General features: G+C 66.8%; 22 protein-coding genes. 7 read left to right on the plus strand and 15 right to left on the minus strand.

Annotated features, from left to right (window positions below; all coding sequences use genetic code 11):
• Window positions 1-16: 16 nt before the first annotated feature.
• Together trxB and IG178_RS07465 are read right to left on the minus strand one after the other, a co-directional pair.
• The gene (gene trxB / locus IG178_RS07460) at window positions 17-943 is read right to left on the minus strand and encodes a thioredoxin-disulfide reductase (protein WP_193211908.1); all 927 of its coding nucleotides are present in this window, start codon (window positions 941-943) and stop codon (window positions 17-19) included.
• A gap of 93 nt (window positions 944-1,036) precedes the next feature.
• Complete coding sequence (locus tag IG178_RS07465; RefSeq protein ID WP_193211909.1) at window positions 1,037-1,942, minus strand: thioredoxin family protein; 906 nt, start codon at window positions 1,940-1,942, stop codon at window positions 1,037-1,039.
• 99 nt (window positions 1,943-2,041) lie between these two features.
• Between IG178_RS07465 and IG178_RS07470 the strand changes: the two genes are divergently transcribed.
• Together IG178_RS07470 and IG178_RS07475 are read left to right on the plus strand one after the other, a co-directional pair.
• The gene (locus IG178_RS07470; protein WP_193211910.1) at window positions 2,042-3,661 is read left to right on the plus strand and encodes a putative Na+/H+ antiporter; all 1,620 of its coding nucleotides are present in this window, start codon (window positions 2,042-2,044) and stop codon (window positions 3,659-3,661) included.
• Between the two features lie 6 nt (window positions 3,662-3,667).
• Window positions 3,668-4,273, plus strand: coding sequence for a riboflavin synthase (locus IG178_RS07475; RefSeq protein ID WP_193211911.1), 606 nt, complete (start codon window positions 3,668-3,670; stop codon window positions 4,271-4,273).
• Here IG178_RS07475 and IG178_RS07480 read toward each other — a convergent pair.
• From IG178_RS07480 to IG178_RS07510, 7 genes are all read right to left on the minus strand, one after another.
• Window positions 4,251-4,649, minus strand: coding sequence for a DUF2752 domain-containing protein (locus IG178_RS07480; protein ID WP_193211912.1), 399 nt, complete (start codon window positions 4,647-4,649; stop codon window positions 4,251-4,253). The genes IG178_RS07475 and IG178_RS07480 overlap by 23 nt on opposite strands.
• The gene (locus tag IG178_RS07485) at window positions 4,650-5,285 is read right to left on the minus strand and encodes a GYF domain-containing protein (protein ID WP_193211913.1); all 636 of its coding nucleotides are present in this window, start codon (window positions 5,283-5,285) and stop codon (window positions 4,650-4,652) included.
• A gap of 10 nt (window positions 5,286-5,295) precedes the next feature.
• Window positions 5,296-5,790: a GYF domain-containing protein gene (locus IG178_RS07490; protein WP_193211914.1), complete on the minus strand. Its 495-nt coding sequence runs from the start codon at window positions 5,788-5,790 to the stop codon at window positions 5,296-5,298.
• Window positions 5,791-5,806: 16 nt separating this feature from the next.
• Entirely contained in the window at window positions 5,807-6,994 is a 1,188-nt protein-coding gene (fabV, locus tag IG178_RS07495) for an enoyl-ACP reductase FabV (RefSeq protein WP_193211915.1), read from the minus strand.
• 143 nt (window positions 6,995-7,137) lie between these two features.
• The gene (locus IG178_RS07500) at window positions 7,138-7,704 is read right to left on the minus strand and encodes a hypothetical protein (RefSeq protein WP_193211916.1); all 567 of its coding nucleotides are present in this window, start codon (window positions 7,702-7,704) and stop codon (window positions 7,138-7,140) included.
• A gap of 108 nt (window positions 7,705-7,812) precedes the next feature.
• Window positions 7,813-8,616: a M90 family metallopeptidase gene (locus IG178_RS07505; protein ID WP_226895091.1), complete on the minus strand. Its 804-nt coding sequence runs from the start codon at window positions 8,614-8,616 to the stop codon at window positions 7,813-7,815.
• Window positions 8,613-9,359 carry a CorA family divalent cation transporter gene (locus tag IG178_RS07510; RefSeq protein ID WP_193211918.1) on the minus strand — a complete coding sequence of 249 codons (747 nt, stop codon included), beginning with the start codon at window positions 9,357-9,359 and terminating at the stop codon, window positions 8,613-8,615. Before IG178_RS07510 ends, IG178_RS07505 begins: the two co-directional genes overlap by 4 nt.
• 137 nt (window positions 9,360-9,496) lie before the next feature.
• Here IG178_RS07510 and IG178_RS07515 point away from each other — a divergent pair, with 137 nt between their 5' ends.
• Window positions 9,497-9,931 (plus strand): SRPBCC domain-containing protein, encoded by a 435-nt coding sequence (locus IG178_RS07515; protein WP_193211919.1) that lies wholly within the window; start codon window positions 9,497-9,499, stop codon window positions 9,929-9,931.
• Window positions 9,932-9,939: 8 nt separating this feature from the next.
• Here IG178_RS07515 and hisA read toward each other — a convergent pair whose 3' ends face one another.
• Both hisA and IG178_RS07525 read right to left on the minus strand, forming a co-directional pair.
• On the minus strand, window positions 9,940-10,701 hold the full coding sequence (gene hisA, locus IG178_RS07520) for a phosphoribosylformimino-5-aminoimidazole carboxamide ribotide isomerase (RefSeq protein ID WP_193211920.1): 762 nt from the start codon (window positions 10,699-10,701) through the stop codon (window positions 9,940-9,942).
• 57 nt (window positions 10,702-10,758) lie between these two features.
• Window positions 10,759-12,102, minus strand: coding sequence for an MFS transporter (locus IG178_RS07525; protein WP_193211921.1), 1,344 nt, complete (start codon window positions 12,100-12,102; stop codon window positions 10,759-10,761).
• Between the two features lie 138 nt (window positions 12,103-12,240).
• On the opposite strand from IG178_RS07525, the gene IG178_RS07530 reads away from it, so the two are divergent.
• From IG178_RS07530 to IG178_RS07540, 3 genes are read left to right on the plus strand one after another with little or no spacing between them, the layout of a single operon-like run.
• The gene (locus IG178_RS07530) at window positions 12,241-13,326 is read left to right on the plus strand and encodes a formylglycine-generating enzyme family protein (protein ID WP_226895093.1); all 1,086 of its coding nucleotides are present in this window, start codon (window positions 12,241-12,243) and stop codon (window positions 13,324-13,326) included.
• A gap of 14 nt (window positions 13,327-13,340) precedes the next feature.
• Complete coding sequence (locus IG178_RS07535) at window positions 13,341-14,120, plus strand: hypothetical protein (RefSeq protein ID WP_193211922.1); 780 nt, start codon at window positions 13,341-13,343, stop codon at window positions 14,118-14,120.
• Window positions 14,117-14,488: a hypothetical protein gene (locus tag IG178_RS07540; protein ID WP_193211923.1), complete on the plus strand. Its 372-nt coding sequence runs from the start codon at window positions 14,117-14,119 to the stop codon at window positions 14,486-14,488. The genes IG178_RS07535 and IG178_RS07540 overlap by 4 nt, the downstream gene beginning before the upstream one ends.
• A gap of 24 nt (window positions 14,489-14,512) precedes the next feature.
• Here the strand turns inward: IG178_RS07540 and IG178_RS07545 are convergent, their stop codons facing one another.
• From IG178_RS07545 to IG178_RS07560, 4 genes are all read right to left on the minus strand, one after another.
• Window positions 14,513-17,686, minus strand: a complete 3,174-nt coding sequence (locus tag IG178_RS07545) for a DNA polymerase III subunit alpha (RefSeq protein WP_193211924.1) — start codon at window positions 17,684-17,686, stop codon at window positions 14,513-14,515.
• Between the two features lie 243 nt (window positions 17,687-17,929).
• A complete protein-coding gene (locus IG178_RS07550) occupies window positions 17,930-19,399 on the minus strand; it encodes a DNA polymerase Y family protein (RefSeq protein WP_193211925.1) in 1,470 nt (489 codons plus the stop codon).
• Window positions 19,400-19,519: 120 nt separating this feature from the next.
• Window positions 19,520-20,152 (minus strand): hypothetical protein, encoded by a 633-nt coding sequence (locus IG178_RS07555; RefSeq protein ID WP_226895103.1) that lies wholly within the window; start codon window positions 20,150-20,152, stop codon window positions 19,520-19,522.
• A 36-nt stretch (window positions 20,153-20,188) separates the two neighbouring features.
• Window positions 20,189-20,908, minus strand: a complete 720-nt coding sequence (locus IG178_RS07560) for a hypothetical protein (protein ID WP_193211927.1) — start codon at window positions 20,906-20,908, stop codon at window positions 20,189-20,191.
• A 269-nt stretch (window positions 20,909-21,177) separates the two neighbouring features.
• On the opposite strand from IG178_RS07560, the gene IG178_RS26010 reads away from it, so the two are divergent.
• Window positions 21,178-25,575 (plus strand): Ig-like domain-containing protein, encoded by a 4,398-nt coding sequence (locus IG178_RS26010; protein ID WP_193211928.1) that lies wholly within the window; start codon window positions 21,178-21,180, stop codon window positions 25,573-25,575.
• Window positions 25,576-25,632: the final 57 nt, after the last annotated feature.

A 25,632-nucleotide genomic window follows, 5' to 3' on the forward strand; every position in this document is an offset into this window, starting at 1 on the left:
GGCCGTCGACCGGTCCTTATTCGTGTTCAGCGAGATATCGCTCCGCCTCGAGGGCGGCGGCACATCCCTGGCCCGCGGCCGTGACAGCCTGGCGGTAGTAATGGTCCGCCACATCACCCGCGGCGAAAAGACCCTCGGTCTTTGTCGAGGTGCGGCCGGGATTTTGCAGGATGTAGCCGTTCTCGTCCTTGTCGACGAGATCACCGAGGAAGGCGCTGTTGGGCACGTGTCCGATCGCGACGAACACGCACTTGAGTTCGAGTTCCTTTTCTCCCCCGTCCTGGAGGTTCTTCAAGGTCACGGCCCGGACTTCGCCGGCTTCGTCGGTGAGGTACTCGGTCACGGTCGAATTCCAGACCGGCTCGATCTTCGGGTTCTCCAGCGCCCGCTCCGCCATGATCTTCGACGCACGCAATTCGTCGCGGCGGTGGATCAGGTACACCTTGCTCGCGAAGCGGGTCAGGAAGGTTGCTTCCTCGCAGGCACTGTCGCCGCCACCGATCACCGCCACCGGCACGTCGCGGTAAAACGCCCCGTCGCAGGTCGCGCAGGAGGTCAGGCCACGGCCGATCAGGTCCTTCTCGTTTGGCAGCCCCAGGTGCTTCGGAGCGGCACCGGTCGCGATGATCACGGTCCGGGCTTCGTGTTCACCCGCCGAGGTCTTCACGAGAAAGGAACCGTCGTCCCGCTTCTCGACCGCCTCGACGTTCGCATACTCGATGCGGGCGCCGAATTTCTCCGCCTGCTTCTGCATGTTCATCATCAGCTCCGGTCCCATCACGCCTTCAGGGAAACCCGGGAAGTTCTCGACCTCGGTGGTCGTCGTGAGCTGACCGCCCGGCTGGGTGCCGGTGAGCATCAGCGGCTCGAGATTGGCGCGGGCGGTGTAGATGGCGGAGGTATATCCGGCACAGCCGGTGCCGATGATGATGACGTTTTCCATGATTTGTACAGAGAGTGGGGGCGCGGGAGTATTCCGGCCGATCCACGGTCGCGTCAACCGCTGGCGAGCGGAAGTTCCGCATTCAACCGCGGTTCACTGGATACCCCGCAGCTCCTTCTGCTGCTGGATCCACACCCGGTCGCCGGCCGAGACGTTCTTCTCCTTGGTCCTCGCGCGCTGGCCGTCCGGCTCCACCAGGATCATGTCGCCGTCCTTGTAGGCCGCCAGCTTGGCGAAAATCGTCCGCCCCTTGCCATCCGACCAGTCGCGGTAGCCCTTCCGCTTCAGCGATTCCTTCCAGGCCTTCTGGCGTTCCTTGGCGAGCATCACCCCCTGTTTGACCTGGCCGAAGATGAAGTCCTCCTTGCCCTTGCGATAGCCTTTGTAGCGACCGATCACCTCACCGGAGGGGGCCAGCACCATCAATGTCGGATAGCCCCGGGCATTGTACTTCTTTTTCAAGTTGCGGACGTAGATCTTCTTGCGCGCATCGTCGTCGATGTCCTTGCCCTTCACCGACTGGTCGACGATCAGCCGCACGGTGTTCTCCGAAGCCCACACGTCGAAGTCACTGGTCGTCAGCAGGCCCGCGCTCAGGCTCTTGCAGGCGGCGCTGCGATTGCTGTCGGTGAACCAGATCAGCACCGGTTTGCCCGACTGCTTCGACTCGCGCAGTGCCTCGTTTTCACTCTCCCGCCACGGGCCCCGCTGCGGAGCCACCGCCATCAAACCCTGCAGTTCGGGGATTTCGGCGTCCGGATCATCCGGATCGGTCCAAACCAGTTCGTCGGGATTGTAATTCGCCAAGGCCGCCGCCTGCACGTTGCCCCCGGGAGCCACGGCGGCACCGCCCTCGTCGCGCCCCGCCCGCAGTTCCGGCGGGATCCCGGTCGGCCCGAACGGGCTGTTCTCCAGCCCGCCCTGTTCCGCCTTGTCCCCGGCACAGCTCGAGAAAAGCCCGGTGGCCAACAGCATCGGGATCCATCGTTCACTTCGCATGGCGCCACGCTAGGAGGAACGGCCCACGGATGCAATCCGCTCGGTTTGCCTTGCGATGCCGACCTCCTCGGACAAACTCCTGCCGCCCGCAGCATCGCCATGAAATTCGTCCCGCTGATCGTATCCCTCCTGTTCCTGTTTTTCCTGCCGGATTCCGCCCCGGCGGCCGACGCCCACGCGCTCAAGTCCCCCGAGTTCGTCGAGAAAATGGCCGAGTTCCCCCAGCAGGAAGCCGCCGCCGGGCTGACCGGCATCGGCGAAAAGCTCTCGTTCCGCGCCAAGGAGCAGCCCTTCTTGCTGGTTGCCACGATCATTTTCGTGCTGGCCATCCTGCACACCTTCTTCGCGATCCCGATCACCAAGCTGTCGCACAAGGTCCAGCACGACCATGACGCGCGCATCCGCCGGGAAAACGCCGCCCGCGGCGAGTCGACCTACGCCGGCGACATGGTCTCCTTCAAGGCCACCATGCTCCACTTCCTCGGCGAGGTGGAGGCCATCTTCGGCATCTGGGTGGTCGCCCTCGTCAGCGCCATGTTCGCCTTTTACGACCTCGAGACGGTCAAGGGCTACATGATGAACGTGAATTTCACGGAGCCCCTCTTCGTCGTGGTGATCATGGCGCTCGCCTCGACCCGACCGGTGCTGCGCTTCGCCGAGTCCTGCCTCGGCTTCTTCGCCCGTTTCGGCAAGGAAACCCCCGCCGCCTGGTGGCTCTCGATCCTGATCATCGGCCCCCTGCTCGGTTCCTTCATCACCGAACCCGGCGCGATGACGATCTCCGCCATGCTGCTGGCGAAGAAGTTCTACAAGCTGAAGCCGTCGCCGATGTTCGCCTATGGCACCCTCGGCCTGCTCTTCGTGAACATCTCGGTGGGCGGCGTGCTGACGAACTTCGCCGCGCCCCCGGTCCTGATGGTCGCCGCGAAGTGGGGCCTCACCACCCCGGAAATGCTGATGCACTTCGGAGACAAGGCGGTCATCGGCATCCTCGTTTCGACGACCCTTTACTACCTCTTTTTCCGCAAGGAGCTCGCCCAGCTGTGCAACCGTGCCGGCGATCATGACGGCGACGGCGTCGGCGACGTGAAGAACCAGGAACGCCCGGTGCCCGTGTGGGTCACCCTCACCCACCTCGGTTTCATGGCGTGGACGGTCCTGTTCTCGCACTACCCGCCGATGTTCATCCTCGGTTTCCTGTTCTTCCTCGCCTTTTCCCAAGGCACCGCCCATCACCAGCACGACATCAACCTGCGCGGCCCGGTGCTGGTCGGCTTCTTCCTCGCCGGCCTGGTCATCCACGGCGGACTGCAAGGCTGGTGGCTTGCCCCGATCATCACCAGCCTTTCGGAAATCCCGCTGTTCCTCGGCTCGACGATTCTCACCTCTTTCAATGACAACGCGGCGATCACCTTCCTCGCCAGCCAGGTGCCGAACCTGGAGGCGCACTTGAAATACGCCGTGCTCGCCGGCGCCGTCACCGGCGGTGGCCTGACCGTCATCGCCAACGCCCCGAACCCGGCCGGCCAGGCCCTGCTCAGCCGCTTCTTCGGCGAAGGCGTTTCACCGGGCAAACTCGCGGCGGGCGCCCTGATTCCCACGATCATCGTCGCCTGCTGCATGCTGCTGTTCCCGGACAATGGCATCGACAAGATCTTCGAACTCGAGGCGGAAACCGCCGCCGAGGCTCCGGCCGCCCATCCCGGCGAAGCCCACTGAAGCGCCATGTTCACGGGACTCGTCGAAGCCACCGGCCGCGTACGTTCGCTGGCCCCGCTCGGGGAACAGGCGCGGCTCTCGCTCGAGATCCCTTTTGCCGCGGAACTGCAGATGGGCGAGTCCGTTGCCGTCAACGGCTGCTGCCTCACCGTCGCGGAAATCGATCCCGCCGGCGCAGCGTTCGATCTTCTCGCCCAAACCCTCGCCGTCACCTCGCTGGGTGACCTGGCCGCCGGATCGACCGTTAATCTCGAGCGCGCCCTGCGCGCCGGCGACCGCTTCGGCGGTCACTTCGTCCAGGGACATGTCGATGCCACCGGCAAGGTCGTCGACTTGGAACCGCGCGGTCAGGACCACGTCCTGGACATCAGCCTGCCGCCGGAAATCGAGCGCCTCTGCATCGACAAGGGTTCGCTCTGCGTCGACGGCATCTCGCTCACCATTGCCGAACTTTCACCGGGCGCAGCGCGGTTCTGGATCACCCCGCACACCTACCGCGCCACCCACCTGCCCGGCCTGAAAGCCGCGGCGCGGGTGAATCTCGAGGCCGACCTCCTCGCCAAGCACGTGGCCAAGCTGATGGACGGCTTTAGTGCGGCGCGAGGAGCGTAAGCGGCCACCACGGCAAGTTCCGTAACAACCCGAAGGCGATCACAAAGCCTGCCAGGAACCAGGCGAGCTTCGCGGGGAAGACTACCAGCCGCCCGCCGCGCCACTCCCGCCAGACGGCCCGTCCCAACACCACCGCCAGCGCCAGCGCGATCAATGTCACCGCGGCGTTCATCGCGAAGGCACCGGCCAGGTCCCCGTCGAGCAAGCAGATCGCGCAACGCGTCCCGCCGCATCCCGGGCAGTGGAGCCCGGTCATCTCATGGAACGTGCAGGCGGGCATGACCGACGGCCAGGCCGGCCATGCGAAGCGCAGCACGATGAATCCGACCGCCCCGACCAGGGCCAGCCAGGTCCAGGGACGTCGGATTCGCGTCATTTACGGCTGCTGCTGCTTCCGCGCCTCTTCCATCTTGTCGCGGAACTCCTGGCGCTGCTCTTCGGGGATGAACTTGATGATCTTCTCCTCCATTTCCTCGGGGCTCAGCGTGCTCATCCAGATACTCAGACCGCCGATGACGACCGCCGCGATCAACCCCAGGGCACCCGTGATCATCCCGGCCCGCGCCATTCCCTGACCGCCAAACTGCTGGGGCGCCGCCTTGATTTTCCCGGAAGCCACGACGGCCAGCACGATGGCCACCAGCGCCAGCGGCGCACTGACAAACCAAACGCAACATCCCACCAGCGAAAGAATCCCGCAGATCATCGAGCCGAGGGCCAAGCCCTGCGACGGCGGCTGGCCCGGATAAGCCGCTGCCGGCACCGGCGAAGCCGGGGCGGCCGGTGAAACGTAGGGCGACTGGGCCGGACGCTCGTCGGCTGACTCCGCGGTTTCCGCCACCGCAGGAGCGATCTTCAACTGCTCGATCTCGCTGATCGGCAACCAGTCCGCCATGCCCTCGCACCATGCGAGGTCGGTGGGCAAGAGTTCGCCCCTCGAAATGCGGCCCTTCATGTCCTCCATCGGGACAGGGCCCTGCTGACTTCCGTTCTTCGCGTAATACCAGTTCATGACGTCCGTTTCAGGGACTCTGATGCACCGACTGCAGGTAGACAATCAAGATAATGGTGATCATCGACGCCAGCACCAGCAGACCCAGGTATCCGGTGACCAAGCCCGCGATCGCCATCCCCCGGCCCGCCATCGGCACGGCGGAACTCTTGATCTGGCTCAGCGCCAGATGACCGCAGATCACCGCCGGGATTCCGATGATCCCGCCATACATGCAGAAGGTGACCATCGACAGGATCCCGCACACCAGGCTGGCCACGGCCAAGCCGCTGCTGGGGATCCCCGCCGGCGGATAATAGCCGGGAACTGCCGACGAAGGGGCGGCATAGGGGGAAAGCTGCCCGCTGAGCTCCGGGACGGATTGGATCGGCCGCCAATCGACCATTCCTTCCCGCCATACCAGGGTCCGGGCCCCCACCCCGCCCGACAGGATCATGGCGCGCAGCTCGTCCTCATCCACCGGACCATGCTGGCCGGCCTCCGATCCGTAGTACCACTGCTCCATGATCGGAAACGGGGAATCAGCCGATGCTTGGCACCGGACGCACCGGATCGGTCTCGGCCGCGTAATCGACGCCGTCCAGGCCGAACCCGAACAAGCGGTAGAACTCCTTCTGGTAGCCGGCGAAGTCCGACAACTCGTCGATCGTCTCCGTGGTCACCTTGTCCCAGATCCCGTCGATCTCGGCCTGCACCTCCGGGCGCATCTCCCAGTCGTCGATCCGGATCCGGCCCTTCTCGTCGAGCTTGGGTCCGCCGTCCGCGAGGTAGTGCTCGGTGAACAGGCGGTGGATCTGCTCGATGCAACCCTCGTGCAGACCCTTCGCCTTCATGATCTTGTAGAGGATCGAAATGTAGAGCGGCACGACCGGGATCGCCGAACTGGCCTGGGTCACCAGCGCCTTGTTCACCGACACCACCGCGGTGCCGTCGCCGAACTCGGCGTTCAGGTCCTTGGCGGTCTGCTCGAGGTGCAGCTTGGCCCGGCCGATGGTGCCGTCGGTGTAGATCGCCCAGGTCAGCTCCGGCCCGATGTAGGAATAAGCCACCGTCTTGAAGCCGTCCGCGAGCACGCCGGCCGCCTGCATGGCATCGATCCACAGCTTCCAATCCTCGCCGCCCATCACCTTGACGGTCTGGGCGATCTCGTCCCCGGTCGCGGGCTCGATGGTGACCGTTTCGATCTCCTTCTTGTCGGTGTTGAGGTTCTTGTTGGTGTAGGTTTCACCGGTCGGCTTGAGCACCGACTTGAAAACTTCCCCGGTTTCGGGATCGGTCCGCCGCGGCGAAGCCAGGCTGTAGATCACCATGTCGACCTGGCCGAGATCCGCCTTGATGGTCTCGATCACCTGCGACTTCATCTCGTTGGAGAAGGCGTCGCCGTTGAAGCTCTTCGCGTAGAGGCCTTCCTTCTTCGCCGCTTCCTCGAAGGCCGCGGAATTGTACCAACCCGCCGAGCCGGTTTTCTTCTCCGCACCTTCCTTTTCAAAGAACACGCCGATCGTCGAGGCCCCGCCGCCGAAAGCCGGCACGATCCGCGAGGCCAGGCCGTAGCCGGTCGACGATCCCACCACCAGCACCCGCTTCGGGGCGTTCTCCAGCGCGGGCTTCGACTTCACGTAGTCGATCTGTTCCTGAACGTGGGCGGCGCATCCTTCCGGATGGGCGGTCGTGCAAATGAATCCTCGGATTTTCGGCGAAATGATCATGTCGGCCCCGGATTTCTGACCGCTTTCGCGAAGTAGCGCAACTTTTCAAGTTGCGACCCCTGGCAGCCCGTCTCCCCATGAGAATCGCCCGCCACCTTTAGCGCAGCCCAAAGGAATCACCGGAGAAATGTGTTCACGAGAAATCAGTCCCCCGACTTCGGCACCTTGCTCTCGAACAAGCGCATCCCGAACGCCCGCCCGGCAGCGCAGATCGCGCCGCTCAACACCGGCAGTTTCTTCCCCTTCTCGATGCCAATCGTGGCGCTTCCCCCATTCCCATACTCAAGCACGAACATCTGACCGGTGAATCCCCCGGGCTGCGGCCGTTCGTCGGTGCTGACCCATAGCGAGCCGCCTTTCATCTTCGGGCTGAAGCCTTTGATGCGCATTTCCATCCACCCTTCCCACTCTTCCCTTTCACTGGCATCCAGGCATTCCCCGACCTCCGCTGAAATCGACTTCAGCACCTTGGGATCGTTCACCACGTAGCTGGTGACCCCGGATGCGCTTCTGGGACAGACGAACGCGATTTCTTCCGCCTTCGCGAATGCGTCGACCCACTCTTTCCACATCGCCCTTTCCTCTTTGCCATCCCCTGCCCCCTCAGGCAAATCGAGGAGCCCCAATCCGGCATCATCCGTCAATTCGTCACCGGCGACGACGGGGAGACAGGTCAAGCCGGCCAACAAGGCCACGAACAAAGCTCTCATCCTCCAGATGCATAACTCCCCCGAATCCCGGCCGGCAAGTTACCTTTGATCCGGATCTCGCAAGGTGAAGCCACCGTCCAAGTGATTTACCTGCGGTCACTCCCGGAATCAGCCCCACTGCGCCGGATCCATCCCGTAGAACTTCACCAGTTCCGCGAACACCTCCGGCTCCTCCCGCTTCAGCCCCTTCGCGCGCTCGAAGAAGGTCTCCGTCGCCACCGCGAAAAACTCCGCCGGATTGGTGGCACCATAGTCGTCCAGCACGCTGCGTTTGCCCGCTCCCACCCGCTCGCAAAACGCCTCGTACGCCGGTTGGAATGCCGCCGACCAGCGCCCGTAGTCCTCCACCTCCTCGAACTCCGGCACCCCGTCCGCCGAGCCGTCTTCCTGGTCCAGCTGGTGGGCGAATTCATGCAGCACCACGTTCAGGCCATCCTCCGGATTCAGGTCGCCCTGCTTCACGCTCTGCCACGCCAGCACCACGCTGCCGGTTCCCCATGACTCCCCCAGCCGGACGTCCTCGCCGCCGCGCTCGCCCTTTGCCGTGTAGGCGTCGGGATACACCAGGATGCTACGAAGCTTCTCGTAGTAATCCTGCGGCCGCCTCGAGATCAGCAGGCATGCCGGTGCCGCGATCGCCAGGCGCATTTCCTCCGTCACCACTCCCAGGCCACCGCAGGGCTCGAAGGACTTCTCCGCCAGGAACACCTGCATCCAGCCCTCCGTCTCCATCCGGATTTCCTCCGGGATATCGCCCCATAGCGGGAACATCTCCTCGACCACCGCGCGCTGGCGCGGATCCAGGCGCAGCGACCTCAGCGCGCGGCGCTTCCGTGCCACCCGGCCCGCATGATGCCAGGCAATGAGCGCCGCCAAGGCGATGCCGCCCAGGAGAATCCACAAGCCGGTCATGAATCCGCCCCGGTCTTGTGGCTCACCAGCCACACCAGCCCGCCGCCCACAATCAGCCCGCCCACGAAAATCACCCAGAACCACCCGTCGACGAAACCCGGCAGCCGCACGTTCATCCCGAACAGGCCCGCCAGCGCCACCAGTGGCAGGAAGAACCCCGCCAGCAGGTTCAGCCGGAAGGCGATCTTGTTCAGCCGCTCCGTCGATTCCTGCTGCTCCTCGCTGCGTTCCGCCATCCAGTAATCCATGTTCAGCTTCGCATCGTGCGAGAGCTGCTCCGCCGCCCGCTCGATTTCCCGCGCCCGGTCGCGGATCGACCTCAGCTCGCGGTTGTCCTCGTCCTGCGCCAGCGCCTGCTCGATCGCCATCGCCTGGTTCCGCGCCGCCCGCGCCAGCGGCCCCGTTGCCCGGGCCAGCGAGAACACCTCCTCCGCCGTCTCCGAGGTCTCGACCTCCAGCTCGTGGCCGTCAATGACCTTCGAGTAGCGGTCCTGCAGCTCGGACAAGCGCTTCAACCCACGCCCTCCCGAGTAGTCCGTCCACACCTCGTCCATCCGGCGCCAGAAGATCAACGCCTCCCGCTCCGGGATCCCCGGCTTCGGCACCTCGTGGACCACCAACAGCAACTCATCGCGGCCGACCACGCAGCGCTGGTTGCCCGGCCGGTTGCTCAGCTGGTCCAGCAACTCCTCTTCCAGATCAAATCCGGCAGGCAGGTAGGGAAAATCCGCGCACTTCGACATCTCCCCGCCATTTCAGGGCCGATTCCCCGAATCTCAACCCTCAAATCGCACGCCCCCGGAGCCGCCCGGTTGACCTCGCCTCCGCCACCCGTTAGGGAATTACAACCGGTCACCGGTTCCGTCCCCCTCACAAGAACATGTCCACCTTTCGTCATTCGCGGGAAATCCCGTCCAGCCCCGCGGCCGTCTTCGAGGCCTTCAGCGACCCCGGGCGCCTCGCCCGCTGGTGGGGGCCGGACGGCTTCACCAACACCTTCGAGACTTTCGAATTCCGCCCCGGCGGCCGCTGGCTGTTCACCATGCACGGCCCCGACGGCACCAATTACCCGAACGTGTCCGAGTTCCTCGAAATCGTTCCTCCGTCGTTGTTGCGCATCAAACACGACTGCCTGCCCTTCTTCGAGATCACGATCACCCTCGAAGCGGTGCCGGCCGGCACCCTGCTCACCTGGGTCGGCGTTTTTGAGAACGCGGCGTTCGCGGAACAGCACCGGGAATTCTTGGAATCCGCGAACGAACAGAACCTGAACCGGCTCGCCGGCGTGGTCCTCGGGACTTCTGCGGACGCCTGACCACGCCGCTAGCGCCCATTCCAAGCGACAAGTTCCGCGTAGGTCACGCCCTTGCCGCCGAAGATGTCGAGGGCCGAGCCCACGGTGACATCCACCTTGCCGACGGAAAGCTCCGCGACCTTTTCCACGTCCGCCATCGACGCGGCACCGCCGGCATAGGTCATGGGACGGCCGGCCCAGCCGCCGAGCATCGTCACCAGTTCGCCGTCGATCCCGCCGCACAGGCCTTCCACGTCCGCGGCGTGGATCAGGAATTCGCCGCACCACGGCGCCAAGCGGTCCAGCGTCGCGGGAGTCACCTCCAGGTCCGTCAGCGTTTGCCACCGGTCCATCGCCACCGTCCAGCCGCTGGCGGTGCGGCGGCATGAAAGGTCGACCACCAGCCGCTCCGCGCCGATCGCGTCCACCAGCTCCTTCAAGCGCGCTTCGGAAAAGCGCCCGTCCTCGAAAAGCCAGGACGTCACGATCACATGCGAGGCCCCGGCCGCGAGCCACTCACCGGCGTTGCCCGCATGGATCCCGCCGCCGATCTGCAAGCCTCCCGGCCAGGCCGACAATGCCTCCTTGGCCGCATCCTCGTTGCCCGGCCCCAGCTTGATCACGTGGCCGCCGGTCAGGCCGTCGCCGCGGAACATCCCCGCGAACTCCCCGGCCCCGGCACTGGCCACGAAATTCTCCCTCGGCCCGGGTCCGTCGTCGCGCAGCGTGCCGCCGACGATCTGCTTCACCTTGCCCTGATGGAGGTCGATGCACGGGCGGAACTTCGTCATGCGCGGAGCGTCCGCGCTTCGCCCCGCGAGTCAAGCCCGCTCCGGACACCCCGCCGCTCACCCGTCCTCCTGGACCGCGCCGGTCATCGCCGCCGCGTGGCCGCGTTTCTCGTTGATGAACAGCGTCAACAGCAGCGCCACCCCGAGGAATCCTCCTAACAGGACCAGCGACGGCGGCGTCCCCATCGTGTCCTTCACCCACGCGAACGGAAAGGTCATCACCGCCGCCACCTTGAACATCAGCCCCCAGATCCCGAACATTTCCGCCGCCTTCTCCGGCGGGGCCAGGTAGCTGACGAAGGCCCGGTTCGCCGAGCCCAGCGACCCGAGCCCGAAACCTAACAGGTTCCCGATCAACCACAGCGGCCAGGTCGGGTAGGCCGACCCGTCGCCCGCCGCGGCATGGCTTTCGTAAAGGTGCGCGTATCCCGCGAAACCGATCGCCGATCCCATCCACACCACCAGCAGGGCCGCCGTCATCCGCCGGTGGCCGACCCGGTCCTGGAACAGCATCGGCACGAAAGTCCCGACGATCCCCGACACCGTGATCACCGCCATGAAGATCACCAGCTTCTCCTGGTTGAAGCCGTATTCCCCCGCCAGCTTGCTCGCGAACGACACCACCACCGTCATCCCGGTTCCGCAGAAGAACGACGCGAACATCAACATCGCCAGATCGCGGTAACCCTTCAGGTGACCCAGCGTCTCACCCAACCGGACGAATCCGGAGGTGAGCAGGTTCTTCCCCGGATGGACCTCCCGCACCACCGCCGGCTCGCGCAAGCCGAGGAGGGTCGGGATCGTGAACAGGAAAAACCACAGTCCCGCCCCGACGAAGAACGGCCGCCACTGCTCCGGCGTCTCCAGGTGGAACACCGTCATGCACACCGCCGTCGCCCCCAGCAACAGCAGCGCCGCGAAGTACGCCAGCCCCCACGAGAATCCGCTCACCCGGCCCACCTCGTCGTGCCGTGCCAGGGTCGGCAGGAAGGCCGCCAGGAAATTCTCGCCGATCGCAAACGCGAAGTTCGCCGGGATGTAGAGCAACAGCGCCAGCCAGATCTGCCCCGGCTGCACCAGCGCCAGCCCGCAGGTGAAAAGGCTGCACATCAGCCCCGTCGCGATCAGCCCGCGCTTCTTCCACGCCCGCTCGTCCGCCGCCGCACCGGCCAGCGGCGACAGCAGGGCGGCGAGCACCATGCTGGAACCATAGGCGATCGACCACCAGCGGTCGTCGGTGCCGGTGTCCCGCACCACCACCGCGCTGAAGAAGATCGAGAACAACAAGGTGTTGACGATCAGCGTGAACGACTGGTTCGCGACGTCGAAAGAGATCCAGCTCCACAGCTGCTCCTGCTTCGGCAAGCCCTGCAGCGGATAGAAGCGGCGGAAGTTGATCATGGCGCCAAGTTTGCGATGCCATGCTGGCCGGATTCCCCGGCAATGCAACCCGCCGTCCGCCGAAACACCCCGCCCGCCTCCAGAAACTTCGTGCCCGCGGGCAACGAAACCGCCAGCCTGCGCGTAGCCACGGACTTCATGAAGCGACTCCTCTTGATCCTCGCCCTGCTGCCCTCCTGCAAGAAGGAGCAAGCCGCCACCGCGCCCGCCTCATCGCTTCCCCCGCAGGTCGCCGGCCTCGAGCGGCGGGACGGCATGGTCCTCCTTCCCGGCGGCCCCTTCACCATGGGCCACGACGGCACCTTCCAGACCCCTTTCGGCCCCAAGGAATTCCCCGAGGAAAGCCCCGCCCACAAGGTCACCGTGAACCCGTTCTGGATCGACGAGACCGAAGTCACCAACGCGCAGTTCGCCGCTTTCATCGAGGCGACGGACTACGTCACCTTCGCCGAGCGCGAGGTCAATGCCGCCGATTTCCCCGCCGAGGCCCGCGACAGCCTGCCGGCGGAAAAGTTCACCAACGGCGGCATCGTCTTCCGCGAGGACGCCGCCATCGAAGGCAACCCCAACCTCCCCGGCCGCGCGATCGAGTGGTGGCGCTGGGACCCCACCGCGAACTGGCGGCACCCGGCCGGTGGGGACAGCTCGATCGAAGGCAAGGACGAGCACCCGGTGGTCTGCGTCACCTACGAGGACGCCCACGCCTACGCGCAATGGGCCGGCAAGCGCCTGCCCACCGAAGCCGAGTGGGAATTCGCCGCCCGCGGCGGCCTCGAGGGGAAGACCTATGCCTGGGGCGACGAGCTGAATCCCGACAACCGCTGGATGGCCAACACCTGGCAGGGCGAGTTCCCGAACAGCAACACCGGCGAGGACGGCTTCACCGCCACTTCGCCCGCCCGCACCTACCCGCCCAACGCCTACGGCCTCCACGACATGGCCGGCAACGTCTGGGAAATCTGCAGCGATCTCTACGACCCGGCCTACTTCTCCGATTGCGACCCCGACAACCCGCAGGGTCCCGCCGTCTGGGTCAACCGCGACACCGGCCGCCGCGGCGAGGGCACCATCCACCGCGTCACCAAGGGCGGCTCCTTCCTCTGCCACGTCTCCTACTGCATGCGCTACCGCCCCTCCGCCCGCCAGTCGCAGGACACCGAGTCGCCCACCAACCACACCGGCTTCCGCTGCGTGAAGGACGCCAAGCCCCCGGGTGCCCCTTGATCCACTTCAGCCCCATGAAACAACAAACCCACCCTTCCCCCCGCCTGCCCGGCCGTCCGGTGCTCGCCGCCGCGCTGGTGCTTGTCCTCGCCGCCTGCCACGCGGCCGCCGCCGACACGACCGTGCCGATCCGGCCATCGCCCGCCCTCGAAAGCAAGGGTGGCACCGGCACCAAGGGCTATGTTCCCTTTCCCGACGAGGAACCTTTCCTCAAAAAGGTCACCGAGAAGGAGATCAGCCTCTGGCCCGAACTCAAGATGCCCAAGCCCGCGAACATGCCCGAAGCGGAATGGAAGAAGATCGAGGACCAGATGGCCGAGCATAAGAAGAACTCGATCCCCGTCGCCGATTACGAACTCACCGAACAGGCCGGCCAGTACGTCGGCTGGTGCGGCATTGTCCGGGAGATCGGCTACGATCCCGCGAAAGACCAGACCCGCCTGCTGGTTGAGCACAAGTACTTCGACGGCCTCACCGACCTGCACCTCCACATCGTCTCCATCTTCGGCGCCGGGGACTTCCAGGTCGCCATTCCCGGCAAGCTCAAGCCGGACCAGATCAAGCCGCTGTCGCTGGTCCGCATCTATGGCAAGGTGCTCGCGGGCAACGAGGCGGGCCCCGCGATCCGCGCCGACTACATCCGCGTCTGGGACTGGGGCTTCTTCACCTTCATGGACTACGGCAAGGACAAGGGCAACGCGAAGTGGCGCAAGCTGAGAACCGTCGATGACGACGACATCTACGACCCGCGCCCGGACCCGTCGTTCTACGAAACCCGCCTCGGCAAGCGATGAAATGGACTGACAATCCGTACCACCGCACCGCGACCGAAGCGGAGGATCTTTCCTATCCTCCATCGGGCGGGCGGGTGAAGCAGGTGATCCTCGGGGGCATCCTGCCAGCGGTGATCCTGTATTTCGCCGCACGGGCGTGGATCTCCGAAGAAGCCGTCTGGTTCGGACGCGGCCGTTCGGATCTCCTTCTCCAGGGACCGGCCGCCCGGGCGATGGCCGTGACCTACGCCAGCGCCGGTCTGTTCTGCCACTTCCGTTGGTTCTGGGGGCTCGTCCCGGTGTATCGGGTTTTCGAGATAGGGACGATCCTCTCGATCCTCGGCTTCCTGGGAGGGCTGGGATTTGCCGGTTATCACGTCTTGTTCTGAATCAAGGGCACTCAAGCCGCGGGCCTAATGGAAATCATGCGACCGCGCCGCGTGGCTCGTGTCGATACCCGGCAGCGGATGCACCGCCGTCACGAACACCGTCCGCTGCTCGCCTTCGGAAACCTGCACCCGGCCCTCGGCCAGCAGGAAGGGCTCGCTGACGATCACCAGCCGCAGACGCTGGAAGGTCTTCTTCGGCACGAACAGGTTCGTGATCCCCGTCTCGTCCTCCAGCGAAATGAAGCAGTGCCCCTTCGCCGTTCCCGGCCGCTGGCGGCAGATCACCAGCCCGCCCACCCTCACCGGCAGGCCCGACGGCAGCTCCTTGAGGCCGCGGGCGGTGACCAGTTCCAGCGCGCTCTTGCGCCGCCACAGGCTCATCGGATGCGGCCCGGTCGAGGCGCCCTGGGTCTCCATGTCGGCGGCCACCCGTTCCTCCATCGACATCGCCGGCAGCGGCTCCTCGGCGACCCGCGCGCTGCTTTCCAGCAGGTCCCCGTACAACGGCAGCTCCACCTGCCACATCGCCTGCCGCCGATGGCCCGCCGCGGGCAGGTCGTTCAAGGCCCCGGCCCGCGCCAGGATCCGTCGCTCCTTGGCATTCGGCCGGACCCGGCCGAGGAAATCGTCCAGCGAGCGGAACGCCTCCCGCCCCCGTTCCGCGACGATCCGTTCCTGCGTCTCCGCCGCCACGCCCTTCAGACGGTGCAGGCCGAGCCGGATCGTCTTCTCCGCCACCACATCGCTCTCTATCTTACTATGGACACAGGAGACCGGCAGCACCCGCACCCCGTGGCGCTTGGCATCCTGGATCAGCGAGTGGGTCGAGTAGAAGCCCATCGGCTGGTTGTTGATCAGGCCGGTGTAAAACTCCGCCGGATGATGGACCTTCAGCCAGCACGACCAGTAGGCGATCGAGGCGAAGGACAGCGCGTGGCTTTCCGGGAAGCCGTAGAGCGCGAAGTTGCCGGTCGCCTGCACCACCTTTTCCTGCACCTCCTCCGCCACGCCGCGCCCGGTCATGCGCTGGCGCAGCTTCACCACCACCCGCTGCATCCGCTCGTCGGAACGGTTGAAGGCCATCGCCCGCCGCAACTCGGTCGCCTCGGCCCCGTCGAAGCCGGCCAGGATCATCGACATCCTCAGCACCTGCTCCTGGAACAAGGGCACGCCGAGGGTGCGGCCGAGCACCTCGCGCAAGTCGTCGTGGATGTAGTCCGGCTTCTCCAGCCCGTTGCGCCGCCGCAGGTAGGGGTGCAGCAGCTCGCCGACGATCGGCCCGGGCCGGACGATCGCCACCTGGATCGCCACCTCGTAGAAATGGTCCGGCTTGAGGATCGCCAGCGTCGACATCTGGGCGCGCGACTCGACCTGGAAGGTTCCCACGGTGTCGGCGCGGTGGAGCAGGTCGTAGACCGCGCGGTCCTCGAGGTTGACCTCCGCCAGATCGACCGGCGTCCCGCGGCGGGCGCAGATTTCGATCGCGTTCTCCATCGCCGCCAGCATTCCCAGCCCTAACAGGTCGATCTTGACGATGCCGAGGTCCTCGCAGTCGTCCTTGTCCCACTGCACCACCGTGCGCCCGGGCATCGTCGCGGGCTGGACCGGTACCACCTCGTCGAGCCCGCGGTCGCAGATGACCATCCCCCCGGAATGCTGGCCCAGATGGCGCGGCATCCCGAGCACCGCATGGTAGAGCCTTTGCAAGGCCGGCAGCCGCGGGTGCGAGGGTGGCAGCAGGTTTGCGAGCTGCTGTTCGAAGGTTTCGCGTGCGTCCGCTTCCTGTTCCGCCACCGATTTCGTCCGGTCGTCCTCCTCCCAGCGCCCCTCCCCGCCGTGCCCGCCCTGGGTCGAAAAGCGGTCCGCCAGCGAGGGCGGGAAGCCGAGCACCTTCGACATCTCGCGAAAGGCCGAGCGCGGCCGGTAGGTGATCACGTTCGCGGTCATCGCCGCACAGCGCGCGCCGTACTTGCGGAAGACATGCTGGATGACCTTCTCGCGCTGGTCGCCGGACGGGAAGTCGATGTCGATGTCCGGCCAGCTCTTGTGCTTGCCCTGCGCGGCGAGGTGCTCGGACAGGAAGCGCTCGAAGACCAGCTTGTGCTTCACCGCGTCGACATTGGTGATGCCGAGCACGAAGCAAACCAGCGAGTTGGCCGCCGAGCCGCGGCCCTGGCAGAGGATGCCGTTGGTGCGGGCGAAGTCGGAGATTTCCTGGACGATCAGGAAGTAGCCGGAAAGCTCCAGCCGCCCGATCAGATCGATCTCCTTCCCGATCTGGCGGCGGATCTCGCCCTTGCAGTGGCCGTAACGGCGCAGCGCGCCTTCGTGGCTCTTCACCCGCAGGTACTCCGTCTGCTCCGCGGCGGACAAGCGCCGGCCGTCCTCCGCGGTGAAGTCGGGAAAGGCGTAGCCGAGGTTTTCCAAGGTGAACTCGATCCGGTCCGCCAGCCGCCGGGTGTTGGCCAGCGCCTCCGGCAGGTCGGCGAACAGGGCCGCCATCTCGCGCGGCGATTTCAGGTGGCGCTCGCCGTTCGGCGCGAGCAGGCGGCCGGCGGCATCGAGCGGCAGGTGGTGGCGCAGGCAGGTGAAGGCATCGGCCAGCAGGCGCTCGCCGCGGGTGGCATGGAGCGGCGCGTTGCTGGCGAGCAGCGGCAATTTCAAATGCGCGGCCAGGTCCACCAGGTGGCGGTTCAGCCGGCCATCGTCGCGCAGCCCGTGGCGGAGGATTTCCACATACACGTTCTCCCGCCCGAACATCATCACCAGCCCTTCCGCGGCCCGCAGCGCCGCCTCCCGGTCGTCGGCTAACAAGTGCCGCATCACCGGCCCCTCGCGGTCGCCGGTCAGGGCGATCAGGTCGCCCTGGTTCAGCGCGCCGTGCGCGACGACCTCCTGCAGGTGGCGGTTGCTCAGGTGGCGCGAAAGGATGCGGTAGCCCGCCCGCGTCGCACACAGCACCGGCACGTGGGCACCGTCAATCTCCAGCGTCGCCCCGGCGATCGCGCGGATCCCGCAGGCCTCCGCCGCCTTGTGGGCGCGGGCCGAGCCGTAGAAACCCTCGTGATCGGTGATCGCGACCGCCTCCAGCCCCAGCTCCGCCGCCCGCCGCACCATCACCTCCGGATGGCTGCCGCCGCGCAGGAACGAAAACGCCGAGCGGGCGTGGAGTTCCACGAATGGAGGGTTGGGTTTCATGGGATGGGGGGATGGAACGAACCGCGGAGGCGCGGAGGTCGCAGAGGGAATCGCGGAGAGGAATGATGTTGTTCCTGGAAATTCCCTTCACCGGACACACTCCCCAACCACCGCGTCGCCACAGCTTCTGCCGCCGCCAAAAACACTCCCCAAAAAAGCTCCGCGCCCCTCTCCGCGACCTCCGCGCCTCCGCGGTTCGTTCCATCCAACCCCACCCCGGCAAAGCCTCCGCCGTCCGACCTCTCACTCATACTCCCCCTCCACCTCCCACCGTTCCGGCGGCAGGTACGCCAGACGCAGTAATTTCACCCCGGCCAGCCGCACATCCCACTCCATGCGCTGCCACGAGCGTTCCGGATCCCACCAGTCGCCCGATTGCCGGAAGGGCCCGCGCTGCTCGAGGATCTCGCCGCGGAACGGCCCGCTCAGCAGCGCCAGCGGCCGCGGCCCGGCCTCGAAGGCGACCGTCACCTCGTACGGCGGCCGGAAGCGCCGCAGCGGCACCGGGCATGCCGGGAAGGCGCCATCCGCCACCGGCACGCCGCCACCATCGCCGGGCAGCAGCTTGAAATCGTCCGGCCGGTGGCCCGACGGCGGCACCGGGATGCCGGTCCGCCCCGCGCCCAACAGCACCTCCAGCTGCGCCAGCGTGTCGGTCCAGCGCTCCGGCTGCGGCAGCTGGCGGATGAACCAGTCGCGCTGCGCCGCGCTCGGCAGCGTCGTTTCCACGTCGAGCGCCACCCCGGCCACCGCCGCCTTCAGCCGCAGGCCGTCGAGCATCACCTGCAGCGGCCGCAGCAGCTCGGCCTCCGCCACCCGCGGCTCCGGCAGGCGGATCACCTTGGCCAGCGAGGCGCCGGACTCGAGATGAAAGCGCACCCGCAGGGCCTTCACCGCGACGTGCCTCGCCGCCAGCCGCGCGGCCAGCGTGTGGAGCAGGCGCTTGAAGACGAACACCAGCGGCTCGGAGGAAACCACCGGCTCTTCGAAATCGAGCGCCTGCTCCAGGCATTCCGGCGCCCGGTGCAAGCGCAGCATGCGGCAGGTCTTGCCGTGCAGGAGATCGTGCCAGCCGCCGGCCACCGGCCCCAGCCGCTCGATCAGCGATTGCCGCGGCAGCTCCATGAAATCGCCCAGCCGCTTCAGCCCCCAGTCTTCCAGCAAGGGCAGCCATTTCGCCCCCTCCGGCAGCCGGCCCAGCAGCTCCAGCGGCAGCGCCTGCATGTCCGCCGCGGAAACCACCTTGCCGTGGCACGCCGGATGCCGCACCGCCAGCCGCGCGAGGTCCGGCGTCGCCGCGCGGACATGGCGCAGCTCGCCGTCCGACACCTCCAGCCAGGCGATCGCCGCGGCCTGCCTCGGGGTGGCGCGCGAAAGGTCGAGCAGCAAGGTGTCCCGCGCGGTGATCTCGAGGTCGGGCGTGAGACTTTCCGCCAGCGCGATCAATTCCCGCAGCAACTCCGCCTCGCCCTCCGGATGCGGGTCCAGCACCCGGAGGTCCGGGCAGCGGACCAGCGCGCGGTTGAGCGGCCAGCCGGCGTCGATCCCGGTGTCCCGCGCCGCGTCGTTCACCGCCAGCAGCGGCAGCTTGACCTTCTCCACCATCGCCTCCGGGTCCAGCGGCAGCACCGCACAAGGCCGCCCGCGCGATGCCGGGAAAGCCCGCAACGCAGCGATGACCGGAAGGTCGGGTAGATGGAGGGACGCGAACATGGCAAACAAAGGCAAAGTGCCGAGTGATCAGTGAGCAGTGCTTGAAAAACCGGACAGCGCGGATCGCTCATCTTCTGCCTTTCCACTGATCACTGCTCACTGATCACTCGGCACTTCTTCTCACCCCGCCCTCCTTCCCCGCTCCGCCCCCACCCTCAACCGCGCGACGAGCTCGCGGCGCGGGACCTCGAAATCTTCCAGCCCGAGCCGCGCGGTCAGCGCCAGCCGCACGCCGGCACAGGGGACCTGCGGCGCGGCCGACATCACGACCAATCGACAACCCCCGGTTTCCGCGGCGAGCTTGAGCCGCCACCAGACCGAGGCCGGCAGGGACTGCAGCTCGCGCCGGCCGATCCCGCAGGTATCCAGCAGGATGAAGGGCATGTTGCCGTCGCGCACCAGCAGGTCGGCCGCCTTGATCATCTCCTCCGCCGACCGGCAGCGCACCCACAGCAGCCGCGAACAGGCCTGCGCGGTGTAGGAGCCCGGATCGAAGCCGTCGCCGCCATCGACCAGCACGAAGTCCGGCAGCGGCGAGCTCTCCGCCGGCTCGCCAAGCAGGCCCGCCACCAGCATCCCGACGCCCGAACCGACGACTTCCGAAATCGCCGCCGCCGGGAAAAAGGCCGGATCAAAGGGCTGGTCCGGCTCCTCTTCCTCCGCCACCCGCGACGTCACGGCATGAGCCTGCGGGAATTTCTCCCGCAGCTTCTTGCGCAATTCGTCGATCACCGGAGCGGCCACGGCGGCCACTCTAGGCGGGATTTTTTAAATGTTCAACCGAACAGTTTAAAGTCGTTCGGAAAGAGCCAGCACCTTGACCGGCAGGCGCGGCTTGTCGCCATCCGCGGCGTAGATCAGGTAATCCTGGCGGCTGCCCGCCTTCACCTCCGCCTCGGTGACCAGACAAGGCCGCAGCCCGCCGTCCACCGGGAACTGGATGCTCAGCGCCACCGTGCGGGCCCCCGCGGGAGCCCGCCGGATCATCGTCGTCGCCGGGTTGAGCTTGAGCTTCTCGCTGCCCCAGGTGACGGCCATCGGCTTGGCGGTCACGTTGATGAAACGGAAGTCCCCGTCCCTGGCGGTGTCCGGGACGGTCAGCACCCGCGCCTTGTCCCACAGCTTGCCGCCGCGCCAGACCAGCGCGAGGCTGGCATCGGCCTTCGACAGGGGAATCTTCAGCCAGGCGCCCCCCGCCTCCGTCCGCACCGTCACCGAGCGCTCCTCCGGCAACGGGAAGCTCACCTCCGCGGACGGCGTCCCGAGCCGCAGCCGCAGCGCGAGTTCCTTCGCATCCTCCCCGCCGGCCGCCGCCGGGGAAAGCAGGACGCTCCGCGGCGGCACCGAACCCTCGGGTGCCGGCAGTTCATAGCGGACACCGTTGCGGACCTCCTGCACGAACGGCGGCGGATCGCCCAAGGGCAGGATCCGCAGCGTGTGCTTCACCGCTTCCCCCTGGGCGAAGAGCGGTCCGGAAACGAGAACTAACAGCGGCAGGTGGAATTTCATGAGACGCGGCCTGTAGGTCAAATCGAACCCCGTTTCACCGGCCCCAAAGTGACTTTCCCGCCCCATTCCGGAAGATCGCCCGGCCGGCCCGGAGCAGTCCGTTAGAGTTCAGCGCCTTACCGGAAGCGAACCCTCGTCATGTCACATTATCGCTACATGACATGTGTCACGCACGTCACGAAAGGCCACCAAAAGAATCATTTCCCGTGTCTCATCTGTAACCCTTGTTTTATAGCCGGCCGAAGCGGAGTTCATAGCTTCCGCGGCGTATGAAAAATACGCCCGCGTGCCTTGCCACGCTCCTCGCGATTTCAGCTCCCGCCCAGGTCTTCGGACTCGAGCACGGCAGCCTCGAGGTGGTGCAACTCAACACCACCAACAACAACCAGGACAGCCCGGAACCCGCCGTCGCGGTGACCATCAAGCCTGGCGCCACCCCCGCCTTCGCCGTCCGCGGCTACAACCGGGGTGACACCGACATGGCCTTCAGCGCCACGCCGGCGACGGATCCGCAGAACGGCGTGATGATCACCTCCGTCACCCAGAACGGCCGCAACAACGCCAGCGGCGGCGGTCCCGACGGCATCAGCTACGCCACCAGCCACGCCGACTTCGGCGCGACCGGCTTCTATATCCCCGTCCAGTGCACCTCCGGGGGCGTGGAAGGCAACGGCGGCGAATACAACATGAACGTCGCGGCCGCCTGGTTCCCCTACGCGGAAGGCTGGCTCGGCGGCCACGCCCGCAACGCCGCGAACGGCGGCGCCCTCACCCTGCTGGAATCCTCCAGCGGCATCCACCTCGGCAGCGAGTTCATCGACGAGGCCGCCGGCGGCATCTCGACGCTCGACCTGACCGCCCTCGACTCCCACGGCGTCCCCGCCACTTCCGCCAACGGCGTGCTGCTGGTGACCGGCGGCAAGAACGAGGACAACTTCGCGATGTCGCGCGACAATGCCGACGGCACCTTCACCCTCTCGGTCATGGACAACGGCTCCACCAACCCGACCGGCTACGAGCAGGATCCGGTCGCCTTCGTCTATGTCCCCACCGTCGCCGCCGGCCGCGGCCATGTGAAGGCGCTGGGCCGCATCCAGAGCGACGGCAGCAAGGAGACCGGCAGCGACAACTTCACCGTCACCAAGCAGGGCACCGGCGAGTGGCTGCTGGTCATCGCCGGCGAAGACGACAGCACCGGCACCCTGATCGTTTCCGCCGAAGGCGGCCTGCCGCCCGAGGCGACGACGCCGAACAACACCAACAATGTCGTCAGCTACGAATGGAACCCGGGCCTCGGCGGCTGGCTCATCCAGAGCCGCAACCTGCCCGACGTCGCGCTGGAAGACGGCGCCACCGCGGACGAGGACATGTTCAGTTTCGCCTTCCTCACCGCCGAACCCGCGCTCGCGCTGACCAGCCCGGCGCACGGCTCGCTGGAGCAGGCCGGCACCCAGCTCACCCTGTCCGCCGCCGCCACCGGCGCCACCCCGGCCGCGATCCAGCAGGTCGAGTTCTTCGTCAACGGGGTCACGGCCGGCGTCGACACCACCGCCCCGTATGAAAGCAGCTACACGCTGCCGCTGCCGGGCTACTACTCGTTCGAAGCCTTCGCCACGCTGGACGGCGGCGCCACGGTGAGCACCCCGCAGGCCCGCGTGCTGGTCGAGGCCGACGTGGATGCCCCCGCGCTCCCCGGCTACACGGTCGGCATCATCGACGGCGGCGACCCGGAGAGCACGGTCGACACCCCGCCCGCCCTCACCGCCGGCTGGGAAGTCGTCACCGGCACCCCGTCCCCGCTCGCCTTCAGCGACCTCGGCACGGCCTCCGGCGAACCGGCCATCCGCATCAACGGCGCACCCGTCCCGTTCGACTCCGGCATCCTCTTCGCCACCAACCACGCCGGCGACAACTACGCCGACACCAGTACCTGGGGCCCCATCGACAACAACCTGATCCCGCGCAACGACGGCGGCAACTACGCCCTCGCCGTCGAGGACAACGCCCAGGGCGGCGGCGACCCGGCGACCAGCAAGGAGTCCAGCCAGCTCGCGCTCGGCTTCTTTCCCTACGCGGACGGCTGGACCGGCGCCCACGTCGCCGCCGACGCCACCGTCTCCGCCAGCAGCAACCTGCCGGCGGGCATCGAGGTGACGAACACCGCCGAAGGCAGCTACGCCATCACCGGCCTGCCCCTCGCCGGCAACCTGATCGCGATCGCCACCGGCAGCGGCTCCGACAACATGATGTCGATCGGCCAAAGCGGGGTCAGCTGGCTCGTCAACAGCCGTGACAACAGCCAGAACCTCGAGAACGGCGACTTCGCCTTCCTGTTCGTCCCGCAGGCATCGACCCAGGTGCTCAGCGGCGCCGTCGCCAACGACGGCACGCTCACCCCGCTCAATGTCGGCCTCGGGGCGATCGGCGCGACCGTCACGGTGGTGGCCAACACCTACGAGATCCAGTTCGGCGACGGCACCCAGGTCAACCCGTCCACCGCGACCCTGTTCCTCACCGGCGACTTCAATGCCGGCAACGGGTTCGACAACATCTACTCCTACCATGCCAACGGCAACAAGTTCGTGGTCTTCTCCCACGACCTGCCCGGCCTGTCCGGCAACGCCCAGGCCGGCGGCTTCCGCTTCCTCGCCACCCCGCTCGCCCCGGCCGTGCTGAACGGCGACGAGGTCGAGGTCGCGGTGACCGACACCGAGGCCCGCGAAGGCAGCGACGACCGGACCCTGGAGTTCAAGTTCACCCGCTTCGCCGACATCGGCTCGCCGCTGACCATCCAGTACCAGGTCGACGGCAATGCCATCAACGGCACCGACTACGAAAGCCTCCCCGGCAGCGTGACCTTCGCCGCCGGCCAGCAGACCGTGACCGTGACCGTCACGGTGATCGACGACAGCGACTTCGAGCTCGATGAAACCGTCGGACTCACCGTGCTGCCCGGCAGCGGCTACAGTGTCGGCCTCAACGCCAGCGCCAGCGGCCTGATCCGCAACGCCGCCTCGATCGTTCCCGTCGTCGAGGTCTCGTTCCAGGACGGCAGCGACGGCTACGACGGCACCTTCACCAAGTTCGTCGGCAAGAGCACCCCGCGCCGCCAGGTCCCGGCGCTCGACGAGTTCGGCAACCCGGTCCTCGACGGCGGCGGCAACCCGGTGCTCGTCGACGAATACGATCCGCCGGTCTACACCGAGACCCTCGGCAGCTCGGTCGCCCAGGCCTACCTCGACGGTTTCCCCGGCCACAAGGGAGCCACCCCGGCCGACGACAGCCCGGACGTCAATGCCATGGTCCGCTTCGACAACCTCTTCGGCAACGGCCCGGGCCAGGTCCCGGTCGGAGCGACCATCGCCAAGGCCGAACTGAAGCTCACCACCGCCAACGGCGGCAACTCGCAGTCCGGCGGCCCTTACGTCGTCGACCAGCTGTTGATCCCGGTCGATGAGACCACCACCTATGCCGACCTCGACTTCGGTGAAGGCTTCGAGGGCGTCCGCGGCGCGTCCACCGGCATCCCGCTGGCCGCATTCGGCGCGATGGCCAAGCAGCAGGTCGAAACCGGCGACGTCACCGCGATCGTCCGCGCCTGGGCCGAAGCCCTCGCGGCGGATCCCGGCAGCAACCCCAACTACGGTTTCGCCGTCTTCACCGGCGGCACCACCGACGGCTGGGAATTCTGCACCGAAGGCAACGCGAACGTGGCGCTCCGCCCGAAACTCGTGATTCGCTACGTCGAGGCCCCGACCTCCACCTACACCTTCAGCGCGGACCAGTCGGCCCGCCTGATCGGCCAGGCTGCCACCGAGGACGGCTCCACCATCGGCGTCCAGTTCATCGACCAGGCCGCGGGCGCCACCCAGGAAGCGCTGATGCGTTTCCCCGTGACCTTCGGCGGCGAGGGCATCCCGCTCGACGAGGAGATCGTCAAGGCCGAGCTGGTGCTGGTCACCGGCTCCCCCCTGTTCGGCGGCAGCGCCAATGCCCAGTCGCCCGGCCCTGTCGCCGTCCACCGCGTGCTCGTCCCCTGGGACGTGACCACCGAGTTCGGCTTCTACGGTCCGCAGGTCGGCCAGGACATCGACCCGGCCATCAGCCGTGTCAGCGGCATGGGCCAGGGCAGCACCGCCTACCTCGACCTCACCGCCGCGGCCCAGGCCTGGCGGGCGGGTGAAGCGAACCACGGCGTCAACCTAAAGCCGGAAACCACCGACGGCTGGCAGTTCTTCTGGCCCGGCAGCGCGCTGGCCGGGACCACCCCGCAGCTGCGCATCGTCACCGCCAAGCTCGGTTCCGGCGAACCGACCGCCTTCGACCTGTGGGCGGAGAGCCACGGCGGCCCCGGCGCCCAGCAGGGTTCCGACACCGACCGCGACGGCATCCCGGCGCTGGTTGAGTATGCCCTCGGCCTCGACCTCGCGGCCGTCGACCGGCTCCCGGAACTCGCCGTCGCCGGCGGCACCGCCAGCCTGCAGTTCACCAAGGGCGCCGATGCCAAGGGCGACGCCGCCGTGAGCTACCAGATCAAGTCGAGCACCAACCTGATCGATTGGGAAACGGTGACGGAAGCCGTCGACGGACCGGACGACATCTCGATGTCGATTCCGCTCGGCGCGGGTAAGAAGTTCTTCCGCCTCGTGGTAACCTATCAGCCCTGATCCACGGCCATCGCCTCACCGGGGCGGCCGCCTGTCACGGGCGGCCGCCCCATTTTT

Origin of the sequence: Neoluteolibacter marinus (assembly GCF_014904755.1) — a bacterium.
Classification (GTDB): Bacteria; Verrucomicrobiota; Verrucomicrobiia; order Verrucomicrobiales; family Akkermansiaceae; genus Haloferula; species Haloferula marina.

Bases quoted from the DNA above. Each gene is read 5' to 3' on its own strand.
- trxB (WP_193211908.1), bottom strand. From the start codon at position 943: ATGGAAAACGTCATCATCATCGGCACCGGCTGTGCCGGATATACCTCC.
- IG178_RS07465 (WP_193211909.1), bottom strand. From the start codon at position 1,942: ATGCGAAGTGAACGATGGATCCCGATGCTGTTGGCCACCGGGCTTTTC.
- IG178_RS07470 (WP_193211910.1), top strand. From the start codon at position 2,042: ATGAAATTCGTCCCGCTGATCGTATCCCTCCTGTTCCTGTTTTTCCTG.
- IG178_RS07475 (WP_193211911.1), top strand. From the start codon at position 3,668: ATGTTCACGGGACTCGTCGAAGCCACCGGCCGCGTACGTTCGCTGGCC.
- IG178_RS07480 (WP_193211912.1), bottom strand. From the start codon at position 4,649: ATGACGCGAATCCGACGTCCCTGGACCTGGCTGGCCCTGGTCGGGGCG.
- IG178_RS07485 (WP_193211913.1), bottom strand. From the start codon at position 5,285: ATGAACTGGTATTACGCGAAGAACGGAAGTCAGCAGGGCCCTGTCCCG.
- IG178_RS07490 (WP_193211914.1), bottom strand. From the start codon at position 5,790: ATGGAGCAGTGGTACTACGGATCGGAGGCCGGCCAGCATGGTCCGGTG.
- fabV (WP_193211915.1), bottom strand. From the start codon at position 6,994: ATGATCATTTCGCCGAAAATCCGAGGATTCATTTGCACGACCGCCCAT.
- IG178_RS07500 (WP_193211916.1), bottom strand. From the start codon at position 7,704: ATGAGAGCTTTGTTCGTGGCCTTGTTGGCCGGCTTGACCTGTCTCCCC.
- IG178_RS07505 (WP_226895091.1), bottom strand. From the start codon at position 8,616: ATGACCGGCTTGTGGATTCTCCTGGGCGGCATCGCCTTGGCGGCGCTC.
- IG178_RS07510 (WP_193211918.1), bottom strand. From the start codon at position 9,359: ATGTCGAAGTGCGCGGATTTTCCCTACCTGCCTGCCGGATTTGATCTG.
- IG178_RS07515 (WP_193211919.1), top strand. From the start codon at position 9,497: ATGTCCACCTTTCGTCATTCGCGGGAAATCCCGTCCAGCCCCGCGGCC.
- hisA (WP_193211920.1), bottom strand. From the start codon at position 10,701: ATGACGAAGTTCCGCCCGTGCATCGACCTCCATCAGGGCAAGGTGAAG.
- IG178_RS07525 (WP_193211921.1), bottom strand. From the start codon at position 12,102: ATGATCAACTTCCGCCGCTTCTATCCGCTGCAGGGCTTGCCGAAGCAG.
- IG178_RS07530 (WP_226895093.1), top strand. From the start codon at position 12,241: ATGAAGCGACTCCTCTTGATCCTCGCCCTGCTGCCCTCCTGCAAGAAG.
- IG178_RS07535 (WP_193211922.1), top strand. From the start codon at position 13,341: ATGAAACAACAAACCCACCCTTCCCCCCGCCTGCCCGGCCGTCCGGTG.
- IG178_RS07540 (WP_193211923.1), top strand. From the start codon at position 14,117: ATGAAATGGACTGACAATCCGTACCACCGCACCGCGACCGAAGCGGAG.
- IG178_RS07545 (WP_193211924.1), bottom strand. From the start codon at position 17,686: ATGAAACCCAACCCTCCATTCGTGGAACTCCACGCCCGCTCGGCGTTT.
- IG178_RS07550 (WP_193211925.1), bottom strand. From the start codon at position 19,399: ATGTTCGCGTCCCTCCATCTACCCGACCTTCCGGTCATCGCTGCGTTG.
- IG178_RS07560 (WP_193211927.1), bottom strand. From the start codon at position 20,908: ATGAAATTCCACCTGCCGCTGTTAGTTCTCGTTTCCGGACCGCTCTTC.
- IG178_RS26010 (WP_193211928.1), top strand. From the start codon at position 21,178: ATGAAAAATACGCCCGCGTGCCTTGCCACGCTCCTCGCGATTTCAGCT.